The following is a 22,519-nucleotide window of genomic DNA, read 5'->3' as shown; positions in this document are numbered from 1 at the left end:
TTATTAGTTAGTATTTATTCTTTATCAGATTGGTTATCATCTTTTTGGTCTCCTTTTTCTTTCTTTTTCACTTGAGTTTCATCTTTACCTCCTCCAGAAATTAAATCCCCAATAGCACTCGGGTATTTAACCACGAATAAATCCGCCATATCTATAGACAGTTTTATCATAGCTACGTCGTTAAGCACTTTTTCTTTAAGTACTTCCGGTAGCTCTTGATTTGTCAATATTTTCTTAAACGGATTATCCATTTTATAAATCGTTATACGCTTTAACTACTTTTTCCTTGGCTCTCTTTATACGCATTTTTACTGCGCTCGATCCTAAATCTAATGCTAACTGAATATCTTTAATGCTCATATCATCTTGATATTTCATTAATAATATCATTTTATCTGAAGGATCTATTATTTCTAGAGCCTTAGCTAGCTTATCAGATTTTAATTCAAATAAAGAAGCATCGTCAATTTCATCTACATCTGCGTCTTCATCTTTTATCACATCTGTTACTACAGTTATCTTTTCGTTTTTCTTTGCTGTGTTTCTCTGTACATAATTTACACAAAAATTGTAAGTAAAAGAATACAGCCAAGTTGAAAACTTAGATCGTCCTTTGAAACTTCTCAATTTAATAAACAGGCGTACAAACACATCATGTGTTAAATCTTGAGCCTCTTCTTTACTCTTAGAGAAACCGTAACATTTGTTGTATACTAATCCTGCATATCTATCATACAGCACAGCAAACAAATGCGTATCGTTTTTCTCTACGATCTTTTGTACAAGCTCTTCGTCGCTTAATTTATTAATATTGTTAGTCTTCAATAGTCTTTTTCTTACTAAAGTTTTTGGTCGAGTTTTTATAAGACACAAAAAAATTAATAAGGTCACTTTTTAATCAATTCAATGTTAAAATTAACACTTCAAATTCAATTGAAAACTTTTTTTCAAAAAAAAGTAAACTTTTTTGTAACATTTTTTGATATGTGAACGTATAACTACATGGAACGATTAGATAAAGTAAAATTAAACGTGTATGAGACAACTTAAAATTACAAAACAGGTAACCAACAGAGAAACTGCGTCTTTAGATAAATACTTACAAGAAATTGGTAAAGTAGATTTAATTACTGCTGATGAAGAAGTAGAGTTAGCGCAGCGAATTAAAGCTGGTGACCAAAGAGCTTTAGAAAAATTAACTAAAGCCAACTTACGTTTTGTGGTATCGGTTGCTAAACAATATCAGAATCAAGGATTAACATTACCAGATCTTATTAATGAAGGTAATTTAGGTTTAATAAAAGCTGCAAAACGTTTTGATGAAACAAGAGGTTTTAAATTTATCTCTTATGCTGTATGGTGGATTCGTCAATCAATTTTACAAGCGTTAGCTGAGCAATCTCGTATTGTTCGTTTACCATTAAACAAAATTGGTTCGATTAACAAGATCAATAAAATGTATGCTTTCCTTGAGCAAGAGAACGAAAGACCTCCTAGTGCTGAAGAGATTGCTAAGAAATTAGATATGACGGTAAGTGACGTAAAAGAATCTATGAAGAATTCTGGTCGTCACGTATCTATGGATGCTCCTTTAATTGAAGGTGAAGATTCTAACTTATATGATGTATTAAATTCTGGTGAATCACCAAATCCAGATAAAACATTATTACACGAATCTTTACGTATCGAGATTAATAGAGCTTTAGAAACGTTAACTCCACGTGAAGCTGATGTTGTTAGATTATACTTTGGTTTAGGAGAACACCAACCAATGACTCTTGAAGAAATTGGTGAAACTTTTGATTTAACAAGAGAACGTGTTCGTCAAATTAAAGAAAAAGCAATTAGACGCTTAAAACACACATCTAGAAGTAAGATCCTTATGACTTACTTAGGGTAATTAGTAAAAAACTAACTACATATATTTCGAAAACTCTCTTATTTAAAGAGAGTTTTCTTTTTTTATATATACTTTTGCAGCCAATTACAAACACAACACAACAAACATGAGTAAATTAATAGCACCTTCTATTTTAGCTGCAGATTTTGGAAATCTACAACGTGATGTAGAACTAGTAAATGACAGTAAAGCTGATTGGTTTCATATAGATATTATGGATGGCGTTTTCGTTCCTAATATTTCTTTTGGAATGCCTGTATTGAAAGCAATTTCTTCACATGCTAAGAAGACAATCGACGTACATTTAATGATTGTTGATCCTGATAGATACATTAAGACTTTTGCAGATTTAGGAGCTGATATTTTAACAGTACACTACGAAGCTTGTACTCATTTACATAGAACTATTCAAGCTATTAAAGCCAATGGAATGAAAGCTGGTGTAGCTTTAAATCCTCATACTCCTGTAACAGTTCTAGAAGATATCATCAACGATTTAGATTTAGTATGTATTATGAGTGTTAACCCGGGCTTTGGTGGACAATCATTTATTGAAAACACATACAAGAAAGTTTCTCAATTAAAAGAATTAATTACAGCTGCTAATGCAAGTACTTTAATTGAAATAGATGGTGGAGTTACCAATAAAAATGCTAAACAATTAACAGAAGCTGGAGCCGATGTTTTAGTTGCTGGAAGTTTCGTTTTTAAAAGTGATAATCCTACTGAAACTATTGCAGATTTAAAAGCAATTTGTAATTAAACAACATAATAAGTATCTTTAAAACACATGTATAAAGCTTTAATTAAAGTTTTTATGCATGTGTTTTCTTTTATTCAAAAACTACTAAAAACCAACACTATACAAGCAAGTGACATATAAATGTCGTACGAAATACAAGGTAAAAACTTTGAGTTTTTTTGAAATGACTTTAATCTTGTTAAAAATTCTAATGGAATGAAAAAAATGAGTTTCAGAGAGCAATTAATTGAGGTAAGAAAATCTAAAGGGTTAACACAAACTGAAGTTGCTGATTTATGTAATATTTCTTTACGTACTATTCAGCGAATTGAAGCAGGTAAAGTTACTCCTAGAGCTTACACTATAAAACAAATTGCCGAAGCTTTAGATTTTGATTTTTTTCGTGCATATGAAAATCCGGACACAAACATTTCTAAAAAGAAAAAATCAAAAGATACTTTTCGTAACTCCATTGAATTTGTTAAAGATTTATTTAACCTAAAAACAAATACAATGAAAAAAGTTTCTATACTAAGTAGTTTCTGCTTGCTTATTGCTACATCTATTTTTTTATTTACTAATAAAATAAATGCTCAAGGTCCAAAAAATACTGCCATCACAATTACTAGTGAAAATGAATTAATTGAACCTGTAAAAGTTGCTTTTACAAACGAATTAACTTTTGATGAGTTAATTACTATTAAAAACAACTTAAAGAATAAAGGCATTACCATAGATTATAAACAACTAACTTTTGATAATGATAATAAGCTTTCTGCTATTGGATGTTTTGTTGATTGTAATGATGGATTCAATGGTTATTTCTTTGCTGATAACTTAAATTCTAAAAAGAAAAAATTTGGTTTTTATCGTGATTATGATCTGAATGCTAAATCTCCTTTTGGTACAGGGATTTTGAAAAAAACAATCATCTTAGATGTTGGTCATGGTGGTAGAGATAGTGGTGTTTTTACAGAAGAACTTCAAGAAAAAAGAATCACGCTAGCTATTGCTAATAAAGTAAAAGAACTTTCAAAAAATAATAAGGAAATAGAAATTTTCTTAACTCGATCTTCTGACCAGTTTATATCGCTAAATAAAAGAGTTGAATACATCAATAACTTAAAAGCAGATTATGTGATTTCTTTGCATGTTGCTAGTAGCGGTTTAGAAGAAATGAATGGCATTAATTTTTTCACCAGTAATAAGAGTGAATATAAAGACAAATCGACAACGATAACAGAATCTTTTCTAACATCAATGTCTGAGAAATTAAAAGTGAATACTATTCAAAATATGAATTCACATATATTGAAAAAAGTTGAATGCCCGTCTACATTAATTGAATTAGGATATTTATCTAACCCTAAGGATAAAAACAACTTAACATCTGAAAAAGGTCAAGAAAAAATAGCTAAAGCTATTTATAAAGCTTTAAAAACTATTTAATTTCATCCCTTAACTATCTAATTCTTATACAATTCAATGAATTACGTCACATTTTGATGGGACGAGTAAATTTTGAATAAATGATTTCTATATTTAATATGCTATAGTTTTTGAATTTCTTAACGCGTACGGAAATAGACATAAACTCTGAATGTCGAAAATAGATCAGAGAAATAAATCTAATTTTAATACGTAAAACTTATGTTTAAAAAATTTTCAAATATTAAAGGGATTAAAGAAATAAGTAAAAACGAACAAAAAAACATTACTGGCGGTATGGTACCTTTCAATTGTGCTACAGATTCAGATTGTATTCTAGATGACAGTCCGTTTTGCATATTTGCATGTGTGAGATTCGGATCCGGCAATTCTGGTGTATGTCTATACGATACAACTAGTTGTTTTTAATTACTAAAGCGAATTAAAAAGACGAAATAAAAATTAAAAAAGGTGGAACTAAATAGTTCCACCTTTTCATATTATTAACTTAAAAATAATTTGTTTTATTAAAAGACACTACGAATCACGTAGCGGAAGTATTTTATATATAGAATTATCATAAACACTTAAATTCTTAGCTAAATCACTATAAAGTTCTTTTTCATGATCTTGTGGATTCCAATCTGTTCTTCCCTTGATGAAATCTAGATAGTACGCTTCCCAATTTTCATATTCCTTTTGTGCTAAAAACAATATTTCTAAAGCTATTGATTTAACTTCTTCTTTTTCTAGATAACTACAAGCATACCCCATTGAAGCTATTTGTATAATTCTAGTAAAATCCCAAGCTTTATACTTACTATTTCTAGTTTTAAAATCATTAATTTTTTTCAAAAGACTTTCTCTATCGTAAACTCCCCATCTTTGCTTGTATGTATCTTTAATTTCTTCTTCCTGATCTTTATCAAAAGCAAAAACGAAAATCTCCCTATAACTATTCACTAAAGCTTCATGTACTCTTTTTTCTGAAGGTTTATCTTGTTTGATTATTTTCTGTACTTCACTTATCCCTCCATATCCATATATAAAATAAATTCCTCCAAGCATAAAACTTCGAAGTTCTTGATCGTTACTTTGTTTTCTTCTTTCAAGAAGTTCTCTTGAAAAATCAGAAAAAACATTTGATGAAGAAAACTTCCTTTCATGTAATTCATGATCAAAAAATTTTCCAAAATCAATTAGCACTGATTTTCCATCCTCTTCATCTTCTTCAAAATTTATAGCCTTAATAGTACTGTAATTAATTTCTACATGCTTAGTTCTAAAAAAACCTTTGGTAAACTCTATCTCATCTTCTGTCAAGATTACAAAATGCTTTTTCCTCATTGTAAAAAACAATCTAATAAGCGGTAGTAATAATATAAAACCAACTAAAATTAAAAAGTACGAACTTGTTGGATATGGTAAAATTAATTTACCTCGATAAGCCAATCCTGCTGTACTTGTTAATCCTGTATAAATAGAAAAAAAACCAATAACTGGCCATATAAAATTTGTATATGATATTCTGTCTTTATACTCGTATTTTTTATCCTCTAGCATATTCTTATTTTAAAATATCATAAACTATTCAGCTGTATGTAATGGTAATATTTTGTATATCGAGTTTTCGTAAGTAGTAATATTCTTCGCGATTTTTTCAAAAGATTCAGCCTGATCATCATTTGCATTCCAATCGATTCTTCCTTTATTAAAATCTACATAATAAGTTTCCCAATTTTCAAATCTTTCCTGAGCTAATGGTAATATTTCTTGTACAATTTGCTTTACTTCGTCTTTAGACAACCAACTAGCTGCATATCCCATAGATGCGTTATTAATGATACGAGCATAATCCCAAGCTTTATATTTATGCTCTCTAGTTTTTAAATCATTAATACTTTCTAATAGTTCCTTTTTATTAGAAATATCCCACATAGATTTAAACATTCTTTTAATGTCTCTTCCTTGAGATTTTTCGAAAGCAAATTGAAAAATTTCTTTGTAACCGCTCACCAATTGTTCATCAGATGTATAATCAGCATCTTTCATCATTTTTACAACATTATCTGTACCTCCGTAACCATTTAAAAAGTAGATTCCTCCTAACATGAAACTACTTAATTCTTTATCTTGGATTTGTTCTTTCTTACCTCCACAAGATGTAAGTGTAACTACTGAAAAAACTAATACGATTATATTTTTTACTGACTTCATTTTTTGATTGATTTATAGATATATAGTTAGACAGTAAAATTATTTTATTTACAATGGATACAATTAAAACACTAATGAGGTGTGGATAATTCTTTGTGAAACTTTTGATTTTCTTTGTGAAGTTTTTCTATTTTACTTCAATATATAATTTAGGTTTTAAAACCTAAATTCTAATGAGGGATTGATTGATATTAATTTTTATTTTTTACAGTTGAAATCCAAGTTTCTAGATCTTTGTATTCTTCTTCAGTTAATTTAATTCTTCTACCTTTTGGCATTCGTTTTTTTACAAAAACTTGTACATATACATCTTTAGACCAACCATTCATATTGTCTTCAGTAAAAACTCTATATCTGTTTCGTCTTTTATGACAAACATTACATTTATTCGTTAATACTTCAAACGCTTTGGTTTTTATTGAATCTTTTACTGCATAAGAATCAACAGTGGTTAGGACTGTATATTCATTATTTTTTTGAGGTGTATTATTTTCAGCTATATAACTAAAACAAATTCCTAAGATTAATTTTGCTAAAACGATCATCACTTTTATTTTTAAAATTTATGATGACACAAAATTGCATAGAAGCGCTATGAATGATTTATTCTAACGGAAGTAAGATTTGTTCGAAAAGTGTATTGTGTATTATTTAATTTGACTTGGTCGATAACCAAATTTTTTAGCGAAAGCATTAGAAAACGAACTTAAACTATCGTATCCTACTTGCCAAGCAGCTTCTTGAACTGTAGCTTCTTTTTCACTAATAAGTTTATGAGCAGAAATCAACCTTTCGTTTTGAAGATATTTAAAAACTGGTACTCCAAAAATTGCCTTGAACTCTTTTTTTAGTCTAGTAGTATTAAATCCGATTGCTTTAGAAAGTTCTGAAAGTGAAGGCGGATTATCTAAATTTTCTAATAAAATAGTTCTAGCCTTATTCAATTGCTCTCTATGATGTGGTTTTGATGCTTCTTCTTGCTTTAACGCTAATCGGCCAAAGAAATGAGATAATAAAGCCGTAATTTGGCTTCTAAAGAACATCATCTTAGTTTTACCTGTAAATGCATTAGAGAAAAAACCATCAACAATATTTTCCATTTCTGGTGTCATGTAAAAACTTGGTCCTTCTACATAATGGTCTTTAGGATTTACTAATTCTTTTAATAAATCAGAAAATAATTCTCCTTCTTCGTTTGGTAATTGCTCAAGCTTACTCAACTTCGTAGCTACAACAATACATTTTAAACTTTTATTGGAACTAACGGTATGTTCAAACTCTACATTTTGGTCTGCGTAAAAAGAAAGTGATAACCCTTTTGTATAATTGAAATCTTTTTGATCTTCTCCATATTTAACTGATAAATCTACATTACCAGCTCCGTAAAAAGCAACAGCTATTACTGGTTCATCAAAATAACAAGTATCAGTTTCAATTTCAGTTGAATTGGCTTCCTCAACTAAAATTACAAAGTCGTTAATATGGATATAATCACGATTCATTTACGATTTTAAAGATACGCATTTTAATACCAACGCTATTACATCTACTATTGATAGATTTTAATTACAGTAAATAATAATTAGAAATTGTGCTAAGTCATATATGAAATAGCGACCCAGGGAGGACTCGAACCCCCAACCCTCAGAGCCGAAATCTGATATTCTATCCAGTTGAACTACTAGGTCGTCCTATATTATTTAAGCTAATTTTTGCTTAACTATGGTAGAAATTGTTTTTCCATCTGCTTGACCTGCTAATTTTTTAGAAACAATTCCCATTACTTTACCCATATCTTTCATTCCTTCAGCGTTCACTTCTGCTATGACAGCAACAACAACTTCAGCTATTGCTTCTTCACTTAAAGCTTCAGGTAAAAATTGTTCTAAAACTTTAGCTTCAGCCAATTCAGGATCAGCTAAATCTTGTCTATTTTGACTCACAAATACTTCTGCACTATCTTTTCTTTGCTTTACTTGCTTTTGAATTATTTTTAATTCTTGATCACTAGATAATTCGCCAGCACCAGCTTCTGTTTTAGCTAACATAAAAGCAGATTTTAAAGCTCTTAATGCAGTTAAAGCTACAGTATCTTTCGATTTCATAGCTTCTTTCATTTTATTCATTACTTCTTGTTGTACACTCATGAGTTCTCTTTTTTTCAAATATAACGATAAAAAAAATCCTGATTTCTCAGGATTTTCATTTTATTATTTCTTTATAATATTAATCTACATTATCATGTAAAAATGAATTATTAGAACGTAAAAACTCATCATCCTTAGTATTTAAAGGTGTTTTCTTTTCACTCAATTTAGTATTCACGTCTAAATCAACACCTAATCTTTTGTAAGCTGGCTGGCGTTCTATTTCATCAATATTTTTGTTTACTTTATCAGAAAACTTATAATTGAATCCTTTCATTTTTTCTCTTCGCTCCTGCGCTCTTTTTTGAAGTTCAGAAATTGTTAAACTCAATGGAGAAGCATCTGAATCATCTTCTGAATTAATTTCATCTTCTGTTTTTGTTCTTACTTCAAATTGTAATGCTTCCTCTTCTATTTCGATTGCTGGAGTAGAGCTTTTACCAATTGTTGGTTTAATATCAAAATCTTCTAAAACAAAACGCTTTTCAACCTGTGGCTTCACTTCTTCAAACTCTACTTCAATATTTTTTATAGCCTCAGTAGTTTCTATATAATCATTTTGAGTTGTTGATGTTGGCTTTATCTCCTCAAAAGAATTTAAAGGTAAATCAAATAATAAATTTTGCTGAATCGGTGGAGTTTCTTCAACTTTCTCCTCTACAACAGGTTCTGTTATGTTAGTAATGATGAAATCCTCTTCTGCAACAGCTCTGTAATTTACTTCTTCAAAAACTACATCGATATTTTTTATTGCTTCTGTAGTTTTAACTAAAGTATTTTTAGGCTCTTCTTTCTCTTCAAGATCTAAAACATGTACAACCTTTTCAACTTTTGGAGCTACAGGCTCGCTAACTGGAGGAGTATTTATTACTGGTTTTGAGTCAAACTCATATGTAGCTTTTTGCTCATCTTCTAGAGTATGAACAATCTTCTTAGTTTCTGTATTATTGATTGTATTCTGCTGATCTAAAGCAAATCCTGTTGCTACAATAGTAACAGAAATACCTTCTTCTATACTTTCATCTTCACCAATACCCATGATAATGTTTGCATCGTAACCTGCTTCGGTTTGGATGTAATCATTAATCTCTCCTATTTCATCAAGAGTTACTTCATTCGTTCCAGAAACAATTAATAATAATACATTTTTAGCTCCTGTAATCTTGTTGTCGTTTAATAACGGAGAATCTAAAGCTTTTACGATCGCATTCTTTGCACGATCTGCACCAGATTCTTTAGCCGATCCCATAATTGCAGTTCCACTATTTGCTAATACCGTTTTTGCATCGTGTAAATCGATATTTTGCTTGTAGTGATGTGTAATTACTTCTGCAATACCTTTGGCTGCAGTTGCTAATACTTCGTCTGCCTTAGAGAAACCAGATTTGAATCCTAAATTTCCGTAAACTTCACGCAGTTTATTATTATTGATAACAATTAAAGAATCGACATTCTTACGCAGTTCGTCAATTCCTTTTTGAGCTTGTTTTGAGCGCATTCTTCCTTCAAACTGGAAAGGCATAGTAACGATTCCTACCGTTAATATGTCCATATCTTTAGCAATTTTTGCTATGATTGGTGCAGCACCTGTACCAGTACCACCACCCATACCAGCAGTAATAAACACCATTTTTGTATGTGTGTTTAACATTTGCTGTATTTCTTGTATACTTTCTGCTGCAGCTTGTGCACCAATTTCAGGATTTGCTCCTGCTCCTAAACCAGAAGTTAAGTGTGCTCCTAACTGTATTTTATTTGGTATTGGACTGTTTTCTAATGCTTGCGAATCTGTATTACAAATCACGAAGTCTACTCCATGAATTTGTTTACTATACATGTGATTTACTGCATTACTACCTCCACCACCTACACCAATTACTTTAATCGTATTCGATTGTGTTTTTGGCATATCAAATGAAATGTTATCAAATTCTGCGCTCATAATAACTCTTCTTTTTGTTTGTTTAATCCCTTAATTTCTTTATCTCTTATTCTGCGTTATCTAAAAACTCTTTAAATCGTTCTGTAAATTTCTCTAAAAACGATTTACCCTTAGGCTTTGGCCTATATTCTTCTCTCTTTTCTGTTTTTTCTTCTTCAACTACCTGTTGCTCTTCTTCAACTTTAGCTTGAGGTTCAATATCATTTACCACGATTATTGGTTCTTCTTTATCAAACTTATCTAAACCTTCCATTAATAAACCAACTGCTGTTGCATAAGAAGGACTCGATAAAACATCATCACTACCACCAGCCAAATGTTCATTAGGATAACCAATACGAGTATCCATACCTGTAATGTATTCTACTAATTGACGTAAATGTTTTAATTGTGAACCTCCACCTGTTAAAACTATACCTGCAATTAGTTTGCCTTTTTGAGTTTCGTGTCCGTAATTTTTGATTTCTAAATATACATGCTCGATAATTTCCTGAACTCTAGCATGAATGATTTTAGATAAATTCTTTAACGTAATTTCTTTTGGCTCTCTTCCTCTTAAACCTGGAATAGAAACAATTTCTGTTTCTTTATTTTCTCCTGGCCAAGCTGAACCAAACTTTATCTTTAATAACTCTGCTTGTTTCTCAATAATTGAGCATCCTTCTTTAATGTCTTCAGTAATTACATTTCCTCCGAAAGGAATTACAGCTGTATGACGAATAATTCCATCTTTAAAAATGGCTAAATCTGTTGTACCACCACCTATATCAATTAAAGCAACTCCGGCTTCTTTCTCTTCTTGACTTAATACTGCTGAAGCAGATGCTAAAGGTTCTAGTGTAATATCTGAAAGATTTAATCCTGCACTTTTTACACATCGACCAATATTTCTTATTGATGAAACCTGACCTACAACAACATGAAAATTAGCTTCTAACCTTCCTCCATACATACCAATAGGCTCTTTAATATCTGGTTGGCTATCTACTTTAAATTCTTGAGGTAAAACATGAATAATTTCCTCACCTGGTAACATTACCAGTTTATGTACTTGATTTACTAAATTATCAATATCTTCTTCTTGAATTACTTCATCAGCATTTGTTCTAGTTATGTAATCACTGTGATGTAAACTTCTGATATGCTGACCAGCAATACCTACAACTACATTTTCAATTCTTTGTCCAGATACACTTTCTGCTTCATCTACTGCTTGTTGTATCGACTGAATTGTTTGTGTGATATTATTCACCACTCCTCTTTTCACACCCAAGCTTTTTGCTTTACCAATGCCAAGAACTTCTATTTTATTGTATTCGTTCTTACGACCAATCATGGCAACAATCTTGGTTGTACCAATATCTAAACCAACTGCGATTTTATTGTTCTCCATCTTGATTTTCTTTTGTACATACCACTTGGTTGTGATACTTAAGGTTTATTATTTTATATTTTTTTATCGTTTTGTCTTTGATTGCTTTATTGTAAAAAGCTTTCAATTTTTTAAACTTCAAATTTACATTCTGATACTTTCCGAACACAACTCTATAGTCTCCACTTCGTACAGTAAAAACATACTCATCATTTGCTGATCTTTGAATACCAGTTATTTCTTTCTGTAAGAAATCATCATTAGAAATGAGCAGAATTAATTCTGTTATTTCTGGTAAATCATCAGACAGATTATCTCCATTTACTATTGGCACACGTGCTGAAAAGCTTGATGATAACGGGATCTTAGCTCCCTCTTTGTCAATATAGTACACCTCGTTATCAGAAAAAATTCTAGCAATAGGTTCCTTTTGCGTTATATGAGTTTTCAACACTCCCCCAAGCGTTATAAAAACTCGCGCTTTTTCAACATAAGGATTTGACGTTACCCTATTCTCTAGATGGTGTAAATCTAATACACTTTTCGGTTCGTTTTTAACCGTCACTTGACTTTGTATTAACAATTTATTAACCGATTCGTGTGTTAAGAAAGGATTCGATCCTTCATTAAATTCTACAGCTATTGCCTCTACTACTTTTCTTTGATTTCTATTCTTTGTAAAACCATATAAAAACAGCATTACAATTAACAAACCTATGAACACAAAATATTTCAACAACTTCTTCATCCTTCTAAATTGTATTCTTTTATTAATTCATTTTTTACCTCATCTACAAGTAATCCAATATCACCAGCGCCTAACATTACAACAACTTTTGAATTCGTTTTTGCAATATTCTCTACCAAAGCTTCTTTAGATAACAATTGCTTACTTTCTGATGTAATCTTATCTAGTAACCATGAAGAAGTTACACCTTCAATTGGCAACTCTCTAGCTGGATAAATATCTAGCAAACAAACTTCATCAAACTTTGAAAGTGATGACGCAAAATCATCAACAAAATCTTTTGTTCGACTAAATAAATGTGGCTGAAAAACAACAGTCACTTTATCATTTGGAAACATTTCACGAACTGCATTTTCTACAGCATTAATCTCTGTTGGATGATGTGCATAATCATCAATTAGAACTTTTTCTTCTGTTTTTAATTTATATACAAATCGACGTTGTACCCCAGAAAAACTCGCTAATCTTTCTTTTATATCTGCTAAAGAAACACCATAAATATCTGCTAACGCTAATGCCGCTAACGCATTCATAATATTATGTCTTCCTGGTAAAGAAAACTCAATATCTTCTATATTTCCTTTTGGTGTTTTTATATCAAAAATGTAGACACCTTCACTTATTCTAATATTTTGAGCTATATAATCTGCATCTTCTTCAATAGCATATGTCAATCCTTCTAAAGGCAAACCTTTAGCAATAACCAAAGTATCTGAAACCTTATTTGAAAACTCCTGAAATGAGTCTAATAAAGCATCGTGTTCACCATAAATATCTAAATGATCAGCATCCATAGAAGTAATACATGCGATATTTGGTGAAAGATGTAGAAAAGAACGATCGAATTCATCTGCTTCTACAACTGAAATTTCATCTTTACCTAAAATTAGATTCGAATTATAATTCTCTGCAATTCCTCCTAGAAAAGCTGTAGCTTCTGAAGGTTGCATAATATGACCTAATATTGAAGATGTTGTTGTTTTACCATGTGTACCAGCAACTGCTAAACAATATGTGTTTTTAGTTATGCTTCCTAAAATTTCAGCTCGCTTTAAAACTTTAAAATTACTATCAATAAAATGATTTAATTCGCTATGATTTTTAGGCACAGCTGGTGTATATACAATCAAAGAACTTTCTTTAGAAAATACTTCTTTTGGAAGCAATTCCAAATCATCTTCAAAATGAATTTCAATTCCTAATTCTTGTAAACTTTTAGTAATTGGAGACGGAGTTTTATCGTAACCAGCAACCATTTTACCATTAGCAAAGAAATACCTTGCTAAGGCGCTCATTCCAATACCGCCAATTCCTATAAAATATATTGTATGTATATCTTTTAAATTCACTTACTAATTAATCGTTCAATCTCGTTTACAATATGACTTGTTGCATTAGGCAACGCCAATTCTTTAATATTTTCACTCAAACTTTCCTGCTTTCCTTGATCTCTTAACAAAGTTTCAAACACTACAGGAAACGTATTTAACTCACTCTCTTTTAACATAATCGCACCATGCTTATCTACAATAGATTTTGCATTTTTTGTTTGGTGATCTTCTGCTACATTCGGAGAAGGAATAAACAATGTAGGCTTACCCACAATACATAATTCTGACACCGAACTTGCACCGGCTCTAGAAATTACAAAATCTGCAGCTGCATATGCTAAATCCATTCGATTTAAGAACTGATGAATCTGCACATGATCTTTATTTCCAAACTCTTTGTATTCTTCATAATATAGCTTTCCACATTGCCATACTATTTGAATATTTTGACTTTCAAAAAAATCTAGCTCGGTTGCAATCAACTGATTTATTCTTCTAGCTCCTAAACTTCCCCCAATTACCAATACAGTTTTCTTTTTCTTATCCAAATTAAAAAACTCTTGTGCCTCTTCTCGCTTTGTGTGAATCAACAATAAATCTTGTCGCACAGGATTCCCTGTTTTCACGATCTTTTCTAACGGAAAGAAACGCTCTAAATTATCGTAAGCAACACAAATTTTATTTGCTTTTTTTGACAGTAATTTATTCGTAATTCCTGGATAAGAATTTTGTTCTTGAATAACTGTTGGTATTCGTTTTCTACTTGCCATCATTAATGCAGGACCACTCGCAAAACCACCTGTTCCTATTGCAATGTCTGGCTTAAACTTTCTTATAATCTTATTTGCATTCCATAAGCTACTAATTAACTTTAATGGAAACATCAAATTCTTTATTGTTAATTTTCGTTGAATGCCGGAAATCCATAATCCTTTAATCTCATACCCTGCGTTCGGCACCTTTTCCATTTCCATTTTACCTTTTGCACCAATAAATAAAATACGAACAGTTGGATAGCGTAACTTTATTTCGTTAGCTATTGCGATAGCAGGATAAATATGACCTCCTGTACCTCCTCCACTTATGATTACATTTATTGACTTTTCCATTTTATTCTATTTATATGGTTTCATGTAAAATATCTAACGGATTATCATCTAAAATTGATTCTTCTGTTTCATGTTTCGACGCACTCACACTCAACACCATTCCAATAGCAAAACAAGTCATCCAAATTGATGTTCCTCCACTACTTATTAATGGTAAAGTTTGTCCGGTAACAGGAAATAAATTTACTGCCACAGCCATGTTTATAATGGCTTGAAAAATGATCGGCAAACCTACGCCAATTACCAATAAAGTTGCAAAAATTGTTGTTGCTTTTTTTGCAGCTATTATTATCCTGAATAACAGCAAGAAATACATAAAAATCACCAATAACGCACCTAACATTCCATATTCTTCTACGATAATTGCGTAAATAAAGTCAGATGATGACTGTGGTAAGAAATTTTTCTGCACACTTTTACCTGCTCCTTTACCAAATGGACCTCCAGTTGCGATGGCTATTTTTGCTTTTTCTACTTGATAGTTTTCTGGTTGATTTTCTGAATTAAAAAAACCTTCAATTCGGCTTTCCCAAGTACTCAATCTATTTGGCATTGCATCAGGAAAAGCTTTTATTACTAGGATGAATAATCCTAAACCAACAATACCAATTCCTAAAATATTTGCAATGTATTTAATTGGATATCCTCCTATGAACACTAACATAATTATCATAGAAAAAATAATTGCTGTTGTAGAAAAGTTTGCTGGTAAAATGAGAATTAAAATCATTCCAACAGGCAACCACAACTGCAATAAACTCTCTTTAAATACAATCTTTTTCTCTTTATTTTTAGCTAGATATCTTGCCGCATAAACAATTGCAACCAAACCTGCTAATGTTGATGTTTGAAAACCAACACCTACAAACGGAATTCTAATCCACCTACTTGCATTTGCTCCACCAATAGTTGTTCCTTGTGCCAATGTAACCACCAGTAATAAAATCACTATAGGCAACATTAAAACTGAACCTCCGCTGAAATATCGATACGGAATTTTATGCACTCCATAGAGAATACCAAATCCCATAATTAAAAGCGCAACATGCTTAATTAAATGTCCTGTTGTAGAACCATTACCAACCACATAAACCAAGTTTGTACTTGCACTATATACAGGCATAAAAGAAAGTATTGCCAAAACGGCAACTATAGCCCAAATAGCTCGATCTCCTTTTATATGTTTAAATATTGTCTTCAATATTTTATAAGCTTCTTACTGCGTTTTTAAATTGTCGCCCTCTGTCTTCGTAATTATCAAATAAATCGAAACTCGCACATGCAGGAGACAATAAAACTGAATCTCCTTTTTGAGCAATCTTGTGCGCAACTTTTACTGCTTCATCTGCTCCAGCTGTTTCTACTATAATGTCAACTACATTTTGGAACGTATTTATAATCTTTTCGTTATCTAAACCTAAACAAACAATACCTTTCACCTTTTCTCTAACTAAAGGCAATAAATCTGTATAATCGTTCCCTTTATCTACTCCACCTACAATCCAAACCGTTGGATTATCCATACATTCTAAAGCATAAAATGTAGCATTAACATTTGTTGCTTTACTATCGTTGATATATGTTACTCCTTCAATCTTCACGACTCTTTCTAAACGATGTTCAGCACCTTCAAAATTCGACATACTTTCTGATATCGTATTATTACGAACTTGTAATAATTTTGATGCCAACATAGATGCCATTGCGTTTTTTGTATTGTGCTTTCCTTGTATTGTTAAATAAGATTTATCCATTCTAAATTCCTCTTCGTTTATTCTAATTATTATTTCATCATCCTTAAAAAATGCTCCGTGTTCCAATTCTTTCTCTATTGAAAATGGAACTAATTTTGATTGAACAGGATGTTTATCCAACCAACTTGTAATCACTTCGTCATCTGCATCATAAATCAAAAAATCATCTTCTGTTTGATTCTTTATTATTCTGAACTTTGAAGCGATATATTTATTAAAATCATAATCATATCTATCGAGATGATCTGGAGTAATATTCGTAATCATTGCAATATGACAACGAAACTCTTCGATTCCATCAAGCTGAAAACTACTCAACTCTAAGACATAATTCTCATAACTTTCATTTGCTACTTGTTTCGCAAAACTATCTCCGATATTTCCAGCAACTCCAACATTTAGGTTCGCACTTTTTAAAATATGATGCGTTAACATTGTTGTTGTTGTTTTTCCATTAGAACCTGTAATTCCAACTAAACTTGCATTGGTAAATTCTCCAGCAAACTCAATTTCAGAAATCACTTTTATTCCTTTAGCTAGTAAACTTTGAATTAAAGCTACCTTATCTGGAATACCAGGACTTTTCATTACTACATCAGCATTAAAAATTTCACTTTCTGTATGCTGATTTTCTTCAAACTTTATTTTATAATGTTCAAGAACTTTCTTGTATTCTTCTGTAATTACTCCTTTATCTGAAACAAAAACATCAAATCCTTTTTTCTTTCCTAGAATAGCTGCACCTACTCCACTTTCTCCTCCACCTAAAACAACTAGTCTTTTCATTATCTTAACTTAAGCGTTACTATAGTGAATACTGCTAGTAAAATTCCAACAATCCAAAAACGTGTTACAATTTTACTCTCGTGATAATTCAACTTTTGATAATGATGATGTAAAGGAGACATTTTAAAAATCCGTCTTCCTTCTCCATATTTCTTTTTTGTATACTTGAAATACGATACCTGTAAAATCACAGATAAATTCTCAGCAACAAAGATTCCTGCAAGCAAAGGCAGTAATAATTCTTTTCTAATTGCAATAGCTATTACAGCGATAATTCCACCAATTGTTAAACTTCCTGTATCTCCCATGAAAACCTGAGCTGGATATGTATTATACCATAGAAATCCAATTAACGCTCCTGCAAAAGCAGCCACAAAGACTGTCATTTCTCCAGAATTTGGGATATACATTACATCTAAATAATCGGCAAAAATGATATTACCAGAAACCCAAGTGAAAATCGCCAGAGTTACTACCATAATAGCAGAAGAACCTGCCGCTAAACCATCGATTCCATCTGTTAAATTTGCTCCGTTAGAAACTCCAGTAACAATAAAAACTACTATTGGAATAAAAATTAACCATGCGTATTTTTCATAACCTTCACCTAAGAAACTTAAAGCTTTAGCATAGTCTAATTCGTTATCTTTTAAGAACGGAACAGTAGTTTTAGTTGACTTATGCGCCTCACTAAACACTTTCTTCTTACCATTCTCCATAACTACTTGTTGCTCTTGTGGCAATTGCTCTTTTATAGTTACATCATCATTGAAGTATAAAATCGCTCCAACTATAAGCCCTAATCCAACTTGACCAAAAACTTTAAAAATTCCTTTTAATCCTGCCTTATCTTTTTTGAAGACTTTTATATAATCATCAGCAAACCCAATGAATCCCATCCAAACAGTTGTAATCAATAAGATGATTACATAAATATTTTCAAGCTTAGCTAACAATAATACCGGAATTAATGTTGCCATGATGATGATGACACCACCCATTGTAGGCGTACCGCTTTTTTGCATTTGTCCATCTAGACCTAAATCTCTAATACTTTCACCAACTTGTTGTCTTCTTAAGAAATTGATAATTCTTTTTCCGAAAATGGTAGAAATTAATAAAGACAATATAAATGCTGCAGCAGAACGAAATGTAATAAACTGAAATACACTCGCTCCTGTAAGATTAAATTCGTTTTCTAAATACTGAAATAAATAATACAACATTCTTTATATTTTTAATTGATTAAAGCACTGTTTCACTTCCTCTAAATCATCAAAATGATGTCTTTCACCATTTATTTCTTGATAATTTTCATGTCCTTTTCCGGCAATAAGAATAATATCTCCTGATTGCGCCAGCTTACAAGCTGTTTTAATTGCCTGTTTTCTATCTACGATTGAAATTGTTTTTCTATAATTTTCAGCAGTAACTCCAGTTTCCATTTCATCAATAATTACCTGTGGATCTTCCGTTCTTGGATTATCTGAAGTAAATATAGCTTGAGAACTTAACAAAGAAGCTATGTTAGCCATTTTTGGACGTTTCGTTTTATCACGATCTCCACCACAACCAACTACAGTAATTACTTGCTCGTTACCCGTTCTTACATTATTAATAGTTTCTAAAACATTTTTTAATGCATCTGGTGTATGCGCATAATCTACAATTGCCGTAACCTTATCTTTAGAAACCAAGTATTCGAAACGACCACTTACGCTTTGTAACTCACTAATTCCTCGTAAAACTTCCATTTTATCAAGATCTAACAATTCACTAACACCGTAAATTGCTAGAAGATTATAAGCGTTAAAATCACCTATTAACTTCGTCCATACCTCAGTTCCATTAATTGTAATTAATGAACCCGAAAAACTTTTCTCTAAGATTTTCGCTTTAAAATCTCCAAGCGTTTTAAGCGCATAAGATCTTTTACTTGCTTTTGTATTCTGAAGCATTATGTTTCCGTTCTTATCGTCAATATTTGTTAAAGCAAATGCATTTTTACTCAAACCATCGAAAAACGATTTTTTCACATCACGATATTCTGCAAATGAGTTATGATAATCTAAATGATCATGAGATAAATTCGTAAATACTCCACCTTCAAAAACTAAACCTTCAATTCGTTTTTGATGGATTCCATGAGAACTCACTTCCATAAAACAAAACTCAACACCCTGATCTACCATTTCAGCCAAATACTTATTTATAGCAAGTGAATTTGGTGTCGTGTGCGTGGCTTTATACTCAATTGTATCCACCATTATTTTGACTGTAGACAACAATCCAGAACAATAACCTAACTTTTTAAACAACTGATACAACAACGTAGTTACAGTTGTTTTTCCGTTAGTACCTGTAACCCCTATTAACTTTAATTTTTCTGAAGGATTACCATAATAATTAGAAGCAATATTTGCTAAAGCCTTGTTACTATCATCAACCTCAACATATGTCACACCTTCTTTTTTCTCTTCCGGGACATCTTCACAAACGATAACTTTTGCTCCTAAACCTATCGCTTTATCTATATACTGATGCCCATCAACCGTAACACCTCTTTGCGCAACAAACAAATCATTTTCAACAACATCTCTACTATCAAAAACCACATTAGCAACTTCAACATTTGTGTCACCAAATATTGAATTCACTCCAACTTTATATAATATGTCTTTTACTATTCTCAATTATGATAGTTTTAAATATATCGTAGTTCCTTTACGAACTTTTACTCCTTTATTAATCGATTGCTCTGTTACTTTTCCAACTCCATTTACCTGAACCTTCAATCCCATATTTTCCAAAATTGAAATCGCATCCATAGCAGACATTCCAACTACTTTTGGCATTATTGTTTTATATTTATTGATTACATCATAATACCTGTTGTAATCTTTATTTATAGATGCTGCAACTACAGAGTCTGTCACTCGCTGTACACTTGATGGAGTTGATGTATAAATTTTATGTGCAATTTCTTTAAATACTGGAGCCGCAACTTTTGCTCCATAATATCCTTTTAAAGGATCTGGTTCGTGAATCACGACGATACAAGAATATTTAGGTTTATCTACAGGGAAGAAACCAGCGAAAGAAGCAACATACTTCTTATTCGAATAGTAACCTCCTTCATATTCTCCTTTACTATTCTTCTTTCTTGGAATCCATTTTTTTGCTGTACCTGTTTTTCCTGCCATTGAAAAGTTTGGAGAATAAATTTCTTCTGCAGTTCCTTTTTTAACCACATTCTCCATAATCTTTTTCACCTTATTAATTGTTATCTGTTTAGCAATTCTCTCTTTTAGGACAACCTTATCAAACTTCTCAACAGTTTTACCTCCAGTTCGTAGCTCCTTAACAAATCTTGGCTTTACCAATTCACCATTATTTGCCACACCATTATAGAACATTAATGTTTGCAAAGGCGTTAAAGAAACTCCATAACCCCAAGCCATCCATTCTAAAGCAATCGGGCTCCATCTATTTGTTTTTGGTAGTGGAATAATAGGTTTACCTTCCCCAACAATCTTTACTCCAGTTTGCTGATCTAAACCAAACTGTTTTATTCTTTTTATAAATTTATTCGGATTGTGATCGTAGTTTTTCTGGATCGCTTTTACAATTCCGATATTTGAAGAAACTTCAAAAACTCTAGCTAAAGATATTTCTCCATAACCTTCATGATTACTATCTTCTACCTTTCTATTATTAATAAATATTCTTCCTTTTTCAGTATCGATTACATCTGCAGTATCTACAACATTATCCTCCAAAGCAGCCATTAAACTCGCCAACTTAAATGTCGATCCAGGCTCATGACTTTCCCAAACAGCGTAATTTCTTTTTTCGTAATATTTTCCTTTAGAAGTTCTTCCTAAATTTGAAATTGCTTTAATCTCTCCAGTTGAAGCTTCCATAACTACAGCACAACCATGATCTGCTTCAAAATACTCCAACTGCTTTAAAAGTGCATAGTGAGTTATATCTTGAATATTTACATCTATAGTTGTAATCACATCCTTACCATCTTCCGGCTCCTTTTCATTAATATCTCGTAAAGGTTTCCATTGACCTTTAGCTATTTTTTGTTTCACTCTCCATCCATTATCACCTTTCATATAATCTGAAAAAGCACCCTCAATACCAGCTCCACCACGATGATCACTATACCCTACAGTTCGTTCAGCAATTCTACCTATCGGATGCTCTCGAACAGTTCTTTGCTCTGCAATAAAACCACCACGATACACACCAAGATTAAACATCGGAAAACTCTTCATCTTCGCATAATCGTTATAACCTAAATTTCTTGCGATTAAAAGATATCTATTCTTTCTACCTCTAGCATCACGGATTTTCTTTTCATAATACTGCGGTGTTTTACCTAACATTTTTGACAACGATTCTGTTAAACCTGCTATATGTTTCTCAAAATCCTTTTCTCTTACCGCAACAGGATCCATTCGAATAGTATAATTCGATACAGAAGTAGCTAAAAGATTTCCATCAGAAGCATACACATTCCCTCTATTTGCCGCTATGGTATCATTTTTTATCGTAGATTCTAAAGCCATCTTTTTGTATCGCTCACCATCTAGATATTGCAATTCAAAAACCTTACCTCCTATAACCAACAAAAAAAGCGACATCAACACCGCAACTACGTACAACTTGTTTAATATGCTTTTCTTAATTACTGACAACTCCCCTTATCTTTTATTTAATTATTACTTTTATTTTTTGAGGCGGCTCTTGCGCCGGTTCCAAACCTGTTGGTATAACTTTTTTTCGTATTGCACTTTCTAACTTCATCCGCATCAGAATCGTACTTGTATCAACATACTCCGCTCGCAACTCTCGTTTCACCTTATTCAACTCAGCTATCTTCACCACTTTTTCATCTATTGAATGCGCACTCCATATCATTATTAATAAGAGTCCGACCACAAAAATGATCACTCTCCAATTTTTAGCCGCAGAATCATCAGTTAAAAAACTCCCTCTTAACAAATCATAAACTCCCGATCCTTCTTTCAT

21 protein-coding genes and 1 tRNA gene are annotated in these 22,519 nt (G+C 31.6%); 3 read left to right on the top strand and 19 right to left on the bottom strand.

Going from position 1 to position 22,519, the window contains the following annotated elements; translation table 11 throughout:
* Nucleotides 1-14: 14 nt before the first annotated feature.
* Nucleotides 15-251 (bottom strand): hypothetical protein, encoded by a 237-nt coding sequence (locus Q1A15_RS11905; protein WP_299623822.1) that lies wholly within the window; start codon nt 249-251, stop codon nt 15-17.
* A 1-nt stretch (nt 252) separates the two neighbouring features.
* On the bottom strand, nt 253-825 hold the full coding sequence (locus Q1A15_RS11900) for a sigma-70 family RNA polymerase sigma factor (protein ID WP_299623819.1): 573 nt from the start codon (nt 823-825) through the stop codon (nt 253-255).
* Nucleotides 826-1,036: 211 nt separating this feature from the next.
* Between Q1A15_RS11900 and Q1A15_RS11895 the strand changes: the two genes are divergently transcribed.
* The 3 genes from Q1A15_RS11895 (at nt 1,037) to Q1A15_RS11885 (ending at nt 4,091) form a co-directional block, all read left to right on the top strand.
* A complete protein-coding gene (locus tag Q1A15_RS11895; RefSeq protein WP_075341103.1) occupies nt 1,037-1,900 on the top strand; it encodes a sigma-70 family RNA polymerase sigma factor in 864 nt (287 codons plus the stop codon).
* A gap of 106 nt (nt 1,901-2,006) precedes the next feature.
* The gene (gene rpe, locus Q1A15_RS11890) at nt 2,007-2,663 is read left to right on the top strand and encodes a ribulose-phosphate 3-epimerase (RefSeq protein WP_299623806.1); all 657 of its coding nucleotides are present in this window, start codon (nt 2,007-2,009) and stop codon (nt 2,661-2,663) included.
* A 195-nt stretch (nt 2,664-2,858) separates the two neighbouring features.
* Nucleotides 2,859-4,091, top strand: a complete 1,233-nt coding sequence (locus Q1A15_RS11885) for an N-acetylmuramoyl-L-alanine amidase (RefSeq protein ID WP_299623803.1) — start codon at nt 2,859-2,861, stop codon at nt 4,089-4,091.
* Nucleotides 4,092-4,607: 516 nt separating this feature from the next.
* On the opposite strand, the gene Q1A15_RS11880 is transcribed toward Q1A15_RS11885, so the two are convergent.
* From Q1A15_RS11880 to Q1A15_RS11800, 17 genes are all read right to left on the bottom strand, one after another.
* Entirely contained in the window at nt 4,608-5,633 is a 1,026-nt protein-coding gene (locus Q1A15_RS11880) for a DUF1266 domain-containing protein (RefSeq protein ID WP_299623799.1), read from the bottom strand.
* A gap of 24 nt (nt 5,634-5,657) precedes the next feature.
* Complete coding sequence (locus Q1A15_RS11875; RefSeq protein ID WP_299623796.1) at nt 5,658-6,287, bottom strand: DUF1266 domain-containing protein; 630 nt, start codon at nt 6,285-6,287, stop codon at nt 5,658-5,660.
* Nucleotides 6,288-6,478: 191 nt separating this feature from the next.
* Nucleotides 6,479-6,832, bottom strand: a complete 354-nt coding sequence (locus Q1A15_RS11870; protein ID WP_299623793.1) for a hypothetical protein — start codon at nt 6,830-6,832, stop codon at nt 6,479-6,481.
* A gap of 102 nt (nt 6,833-6,934) precedes the next feature.
* The gene (locus Q1A15_RS11865) at nt 6,935-7,789 is read right to left on the bottom strand and encodes an AraC family transcriptional regulator (protein ID WP_299623790.1); all 855 of its coding nucleotides are present in this window, start codon (nt 7,787-7,789) and stop codon (nt 6,935-6,937) included.
* 112 nt (nt 7,790-7,901) lie between these two features.
* Nucleotides 7,902-7,975, bottom strand: a tRNA-Arg gene (locus tag Q1A15_RS11860).
* Between the two features lie 12 nt (nt 7,976-7,987).
* A complete protein-coding gene (locus Q1A15_RS11855; RefSeq protein WP_299623786.1) occupies nt 7,988-8,434 on the bottom strand; it encodes a GatB/YqeY domain-containing protein in 447 nt (148 codons plus the stop codon).
* A 79-nt stretch (nt 8,435-8,513) separates the two neighbouring features.
* A complete protein-coding gene (gene ftsZ / locus Q1A15_RS11850) occupies nt 8,514-10,376 on the bottom strand; it encodes a cell division protein FtsZ (RefSeq protein ID WP_299623783.1) in 1,863 nt (620 codons plus the stop codon).
* A gap of 46 nt (nt 10,377-10,422) precedes the next feature.
* Nucleotides 10,423-11,769 carry a cell division protein FtsA gene (gene ftsA / locus Q1A15_RS11845; RefSeq protein WP_299623780.1) on the bottom strand — a complete coding sequence of 449 codons (1,347 nt, stop codon included), beginning with the start codon at nt 11,767-11,769 and terminating at the stop codon, nt 10,423-10,425.
* A complete protein-coding gene (locus Q1A15_RS11840; protein ID WP_299623777.1) occupies nt 11,756-12,496 on the bottom strand; it encodes a cell division protein FtsQ/DivIB in 741 nt (246 codons plus the stop codon). The genes ftsA and Q1A15_RS11840 overlap by 14 nt, the downstream gene beginning before the upstream one ends.
* Nucleotides 12,493-13,845, bottom strand: a complete 1,353-nt coding sequence (murC, locus tag Q1A15_RS11835; protein ID WP_299623775.1) for a UDP-N-acetylmuramate--L-alanine ligase — start codon at nt 13,843-13,845, stop codon at nt 12,493-12,495. The genes Q1A15_RS11840 and murC overlap by 4 nt, the downstream gene beginning before the upstream one ends.
* Nucleotides 13,842-14,936 carry an undecaprenyldiphospho-muramoylpentapeptide beta-N-acetylglucosaminyltransferase gene (gene murG, locus Q1A15_RS11830; RefSeq protein ID WP_299623772.1) on the bottom strand — a complete coding sequence of 365 codons (1,095 nt, stop codon included), beginning with the start codon at nt 14,934-14,936 and terminating at the stop codon, nt 13,842-13,844. The genes murC and murG overlap by 4 nt, the downstream gene beginning before the upstream one ends.
* A 10-nt stretch (nt 14,937-14,946) precedes the next feature.
* Nucleotides 14,947-16,137, bottom strand: a complete 1,191-nt coding sequence (locus Q1A15_RS11825) for an FtsW/RodA/SpoVE family cell cycle protein (protein ID WP_299623769.1) — start codon at nt 16,135-16,137, stop codon at nt 14,947-14,949.
* Nucleotides 16,138-16,141: 4 nt separating this feature from the next.
* Nucleotides 16,142-17,476, bottom strand: a complete 1,335-nt coding sequence (gene murD / locus Q1A15_RS11820) for a UDP-N-acetylmuramoyl-L-alanine--D-glutamate ligase (protein WP_299623766.1) — start codon at nt 17,474-17,476, stop codon at nt 16,142-16,144.
* On the bottom strand, nt 17,476-18,702 hold the full coding sequence (mraY, locus tag Q1A15_RS11815) for a phospho-N-acetylmuramoyl-pentapeptide-transferase (RefSeq protein ID WP_299623763.1): 1,227 nt from the start codon (nt 18,700-18,702) through the stop codon (nt 17,476-17,478). Before mraY ends, murD begins: the two co-directional genes overlap by 1 nt.
* 3 nt (nt 18,703-18,705) lie before the next feature.
* Nucleotides 18,706-20,169 carry a UDP-N-acetylmuramoyl-L-alanyl-D-glutamate--2,6-diaminopimelate ligase gene (locus tag Q1A15_RS11810; protein WP_299623758.1) on the bottom strand — a complete coding sequence of 488 codons (1,464 nt, stop codon included), beginning with the start codon at nt 20,167-20,169 and terminating at the stop codon, nt 18,706-18,708.
* On the bottom strand, nt 20,170-22,131 hold the full coding sequence (locus Q1A15_RS11805; RefSeq protein WP_299623755.1) for a penicillin-binding protein: 1,962 nt from the start codon (nt 22,129-22,131) through the stop codon (nt 20,170-20,172).
* 67 nt (nt 22,132-22,198) lie between these two features.
* Nucleotides 22,199-22,519 carry an FtsL-like putative cell division protein gene (locus tag Q1A15_RS11800; RefSeq protein WP_299623752.1) on the bottom strand — a complete coding sequence of 107 codons (321 nt, stop codon included), beginning with the start codon at nt 22,517-22,519 and terminating at the stop codon, nt 22,199-22,201.

Origin of the sequence: uncultured Tenacibaculum sp., from assembly GCF_947495995.1 — a bacterium.
Classification (GTDB): domain Bacteria; phylum Bacteroidota; class Bacteroidia; order Flavobacteriales; family Flavobacteriaceae; genus Polaribacter.
This window is presented reverse-complemented; position numbering and strand designations above follow the sequence as displayed.

Bases quoted from the DNA above. Each gene is read 5' to 3' on its own strand.
- Q1A15_RS11905 (WP_299623822.1), bottom strand. From the start codon at position 251: ATGGATAATCCGTTTAAGAAAATATTGACAAATCAAGAGCTACCGGAA.
- Q1A15_RS11895 (WP_075341103.1), top strand. From the start codon at position 1,037: ATGAGACAACTTAAAATTACAAAACAGGTAACCAACAGAGAAACTGCG.
- rpe (WP_299623806.1), top strand. From the start codon at position 2,007: ATGAGTAAATTAATAGCACCTTCTATTTTAGCTGCAGATTTTGGAAAT.
- Q1A15_RS11885 (WP_299623803.1), top strand. From the start codon at position 2,859: ATGAAAAAAATGAGTTTCAGAGAGCAATTAATTGAGGTAAGAAAATCT.
- Q1A15_RS11880 (WP_299623799.1), bottom strand. From the start codon at position 5,633: ATGCTAGAGGATAAAAAATACGAGTATAAAGACAGAATATCATATACA.
- Q1A15_RS11875 (WP_299623796.1), bottom strand. From the start codon at position 6,287: ATGAAGTCAGTAAAAAATATAATCGTATTAGTTTTTTCAGTAGTTACA.
- Q1A15_RS11870 (WP_299623793.1), bottom strand. From the start codon at position 6,832: ATGATCGTTTTAGCAAAATTAATCTTAGGAATTTGTTTTAGTTATATA.
- Q1A15_RS11865 (WP_299623790.1), bottom strand. From the start codon at position 7,789: ATGAATCGTGATTATATCCATATTAACGACTTTGTAATTTTAGTTGAG.
- Q1A15_RS11855 (WP_299623786.1), bottom strand. From the start codon at position 8,434: ATGAGTGTACAACAAGAAGTAATGAATAAAATGAAAGAAGCTATGAAA.
- ftsZ (WP_299623783.1), bottom strand. From the start codon at position 10,376: ATGAGCGCAGAATTTGATAACATTTCATTTGATATGCCAAAAACACAA.
- ftsA (WP_299623780.1), bottom strand. From the start codon at position 11,769: ATGGAGAACAATAAAATCGCAGTTGGTTTAGATATTGGTACAACCAAG.
- Q1A15_RS11840 (WP_299623777.1), bottom strand. From the start codon at position 12,496: ATGAAGAAGTTGTTGAAATATTTTGTGTTCATAGGTTTGTTAATTGTA.
- murG (WP_299623772.1), bottom strand. From the start codon at position 14,936: ATGGAAAAGTCAATAAATGTAATCATAAGTGGAGGAGGTACAGGAGGT.
- murD (WP_299623766.1), bottom strand. From the start codon at position 17,476: ATGAAAAGACTAGTTGTTTTAGGTGGAGGAGAAAGTGGAGTAGGTGCA.
- mraY (WP_299623763.1), bottom strand. From the start codon at position 18,702: ATGTTGTATTATTTATTTCAGTATTTAGAAAACGAATTTAATCTTACA.
- Q1A15_RS11805 (WP_299623755.1), bottom strand. From the start codon at position 22,131: ATGTCGCTTTTTTTGTTGGTTATAGGAGGTAAGGTTTTTGAATTGCAA.
- Q1A15_RS11800 (WP_299623752.1), bottom strand. From the start codon at position 22,519: ATGAAAGAAGGATCGGGAGTTTATGATTTGTTAAGAGGGAGTTTTTTA.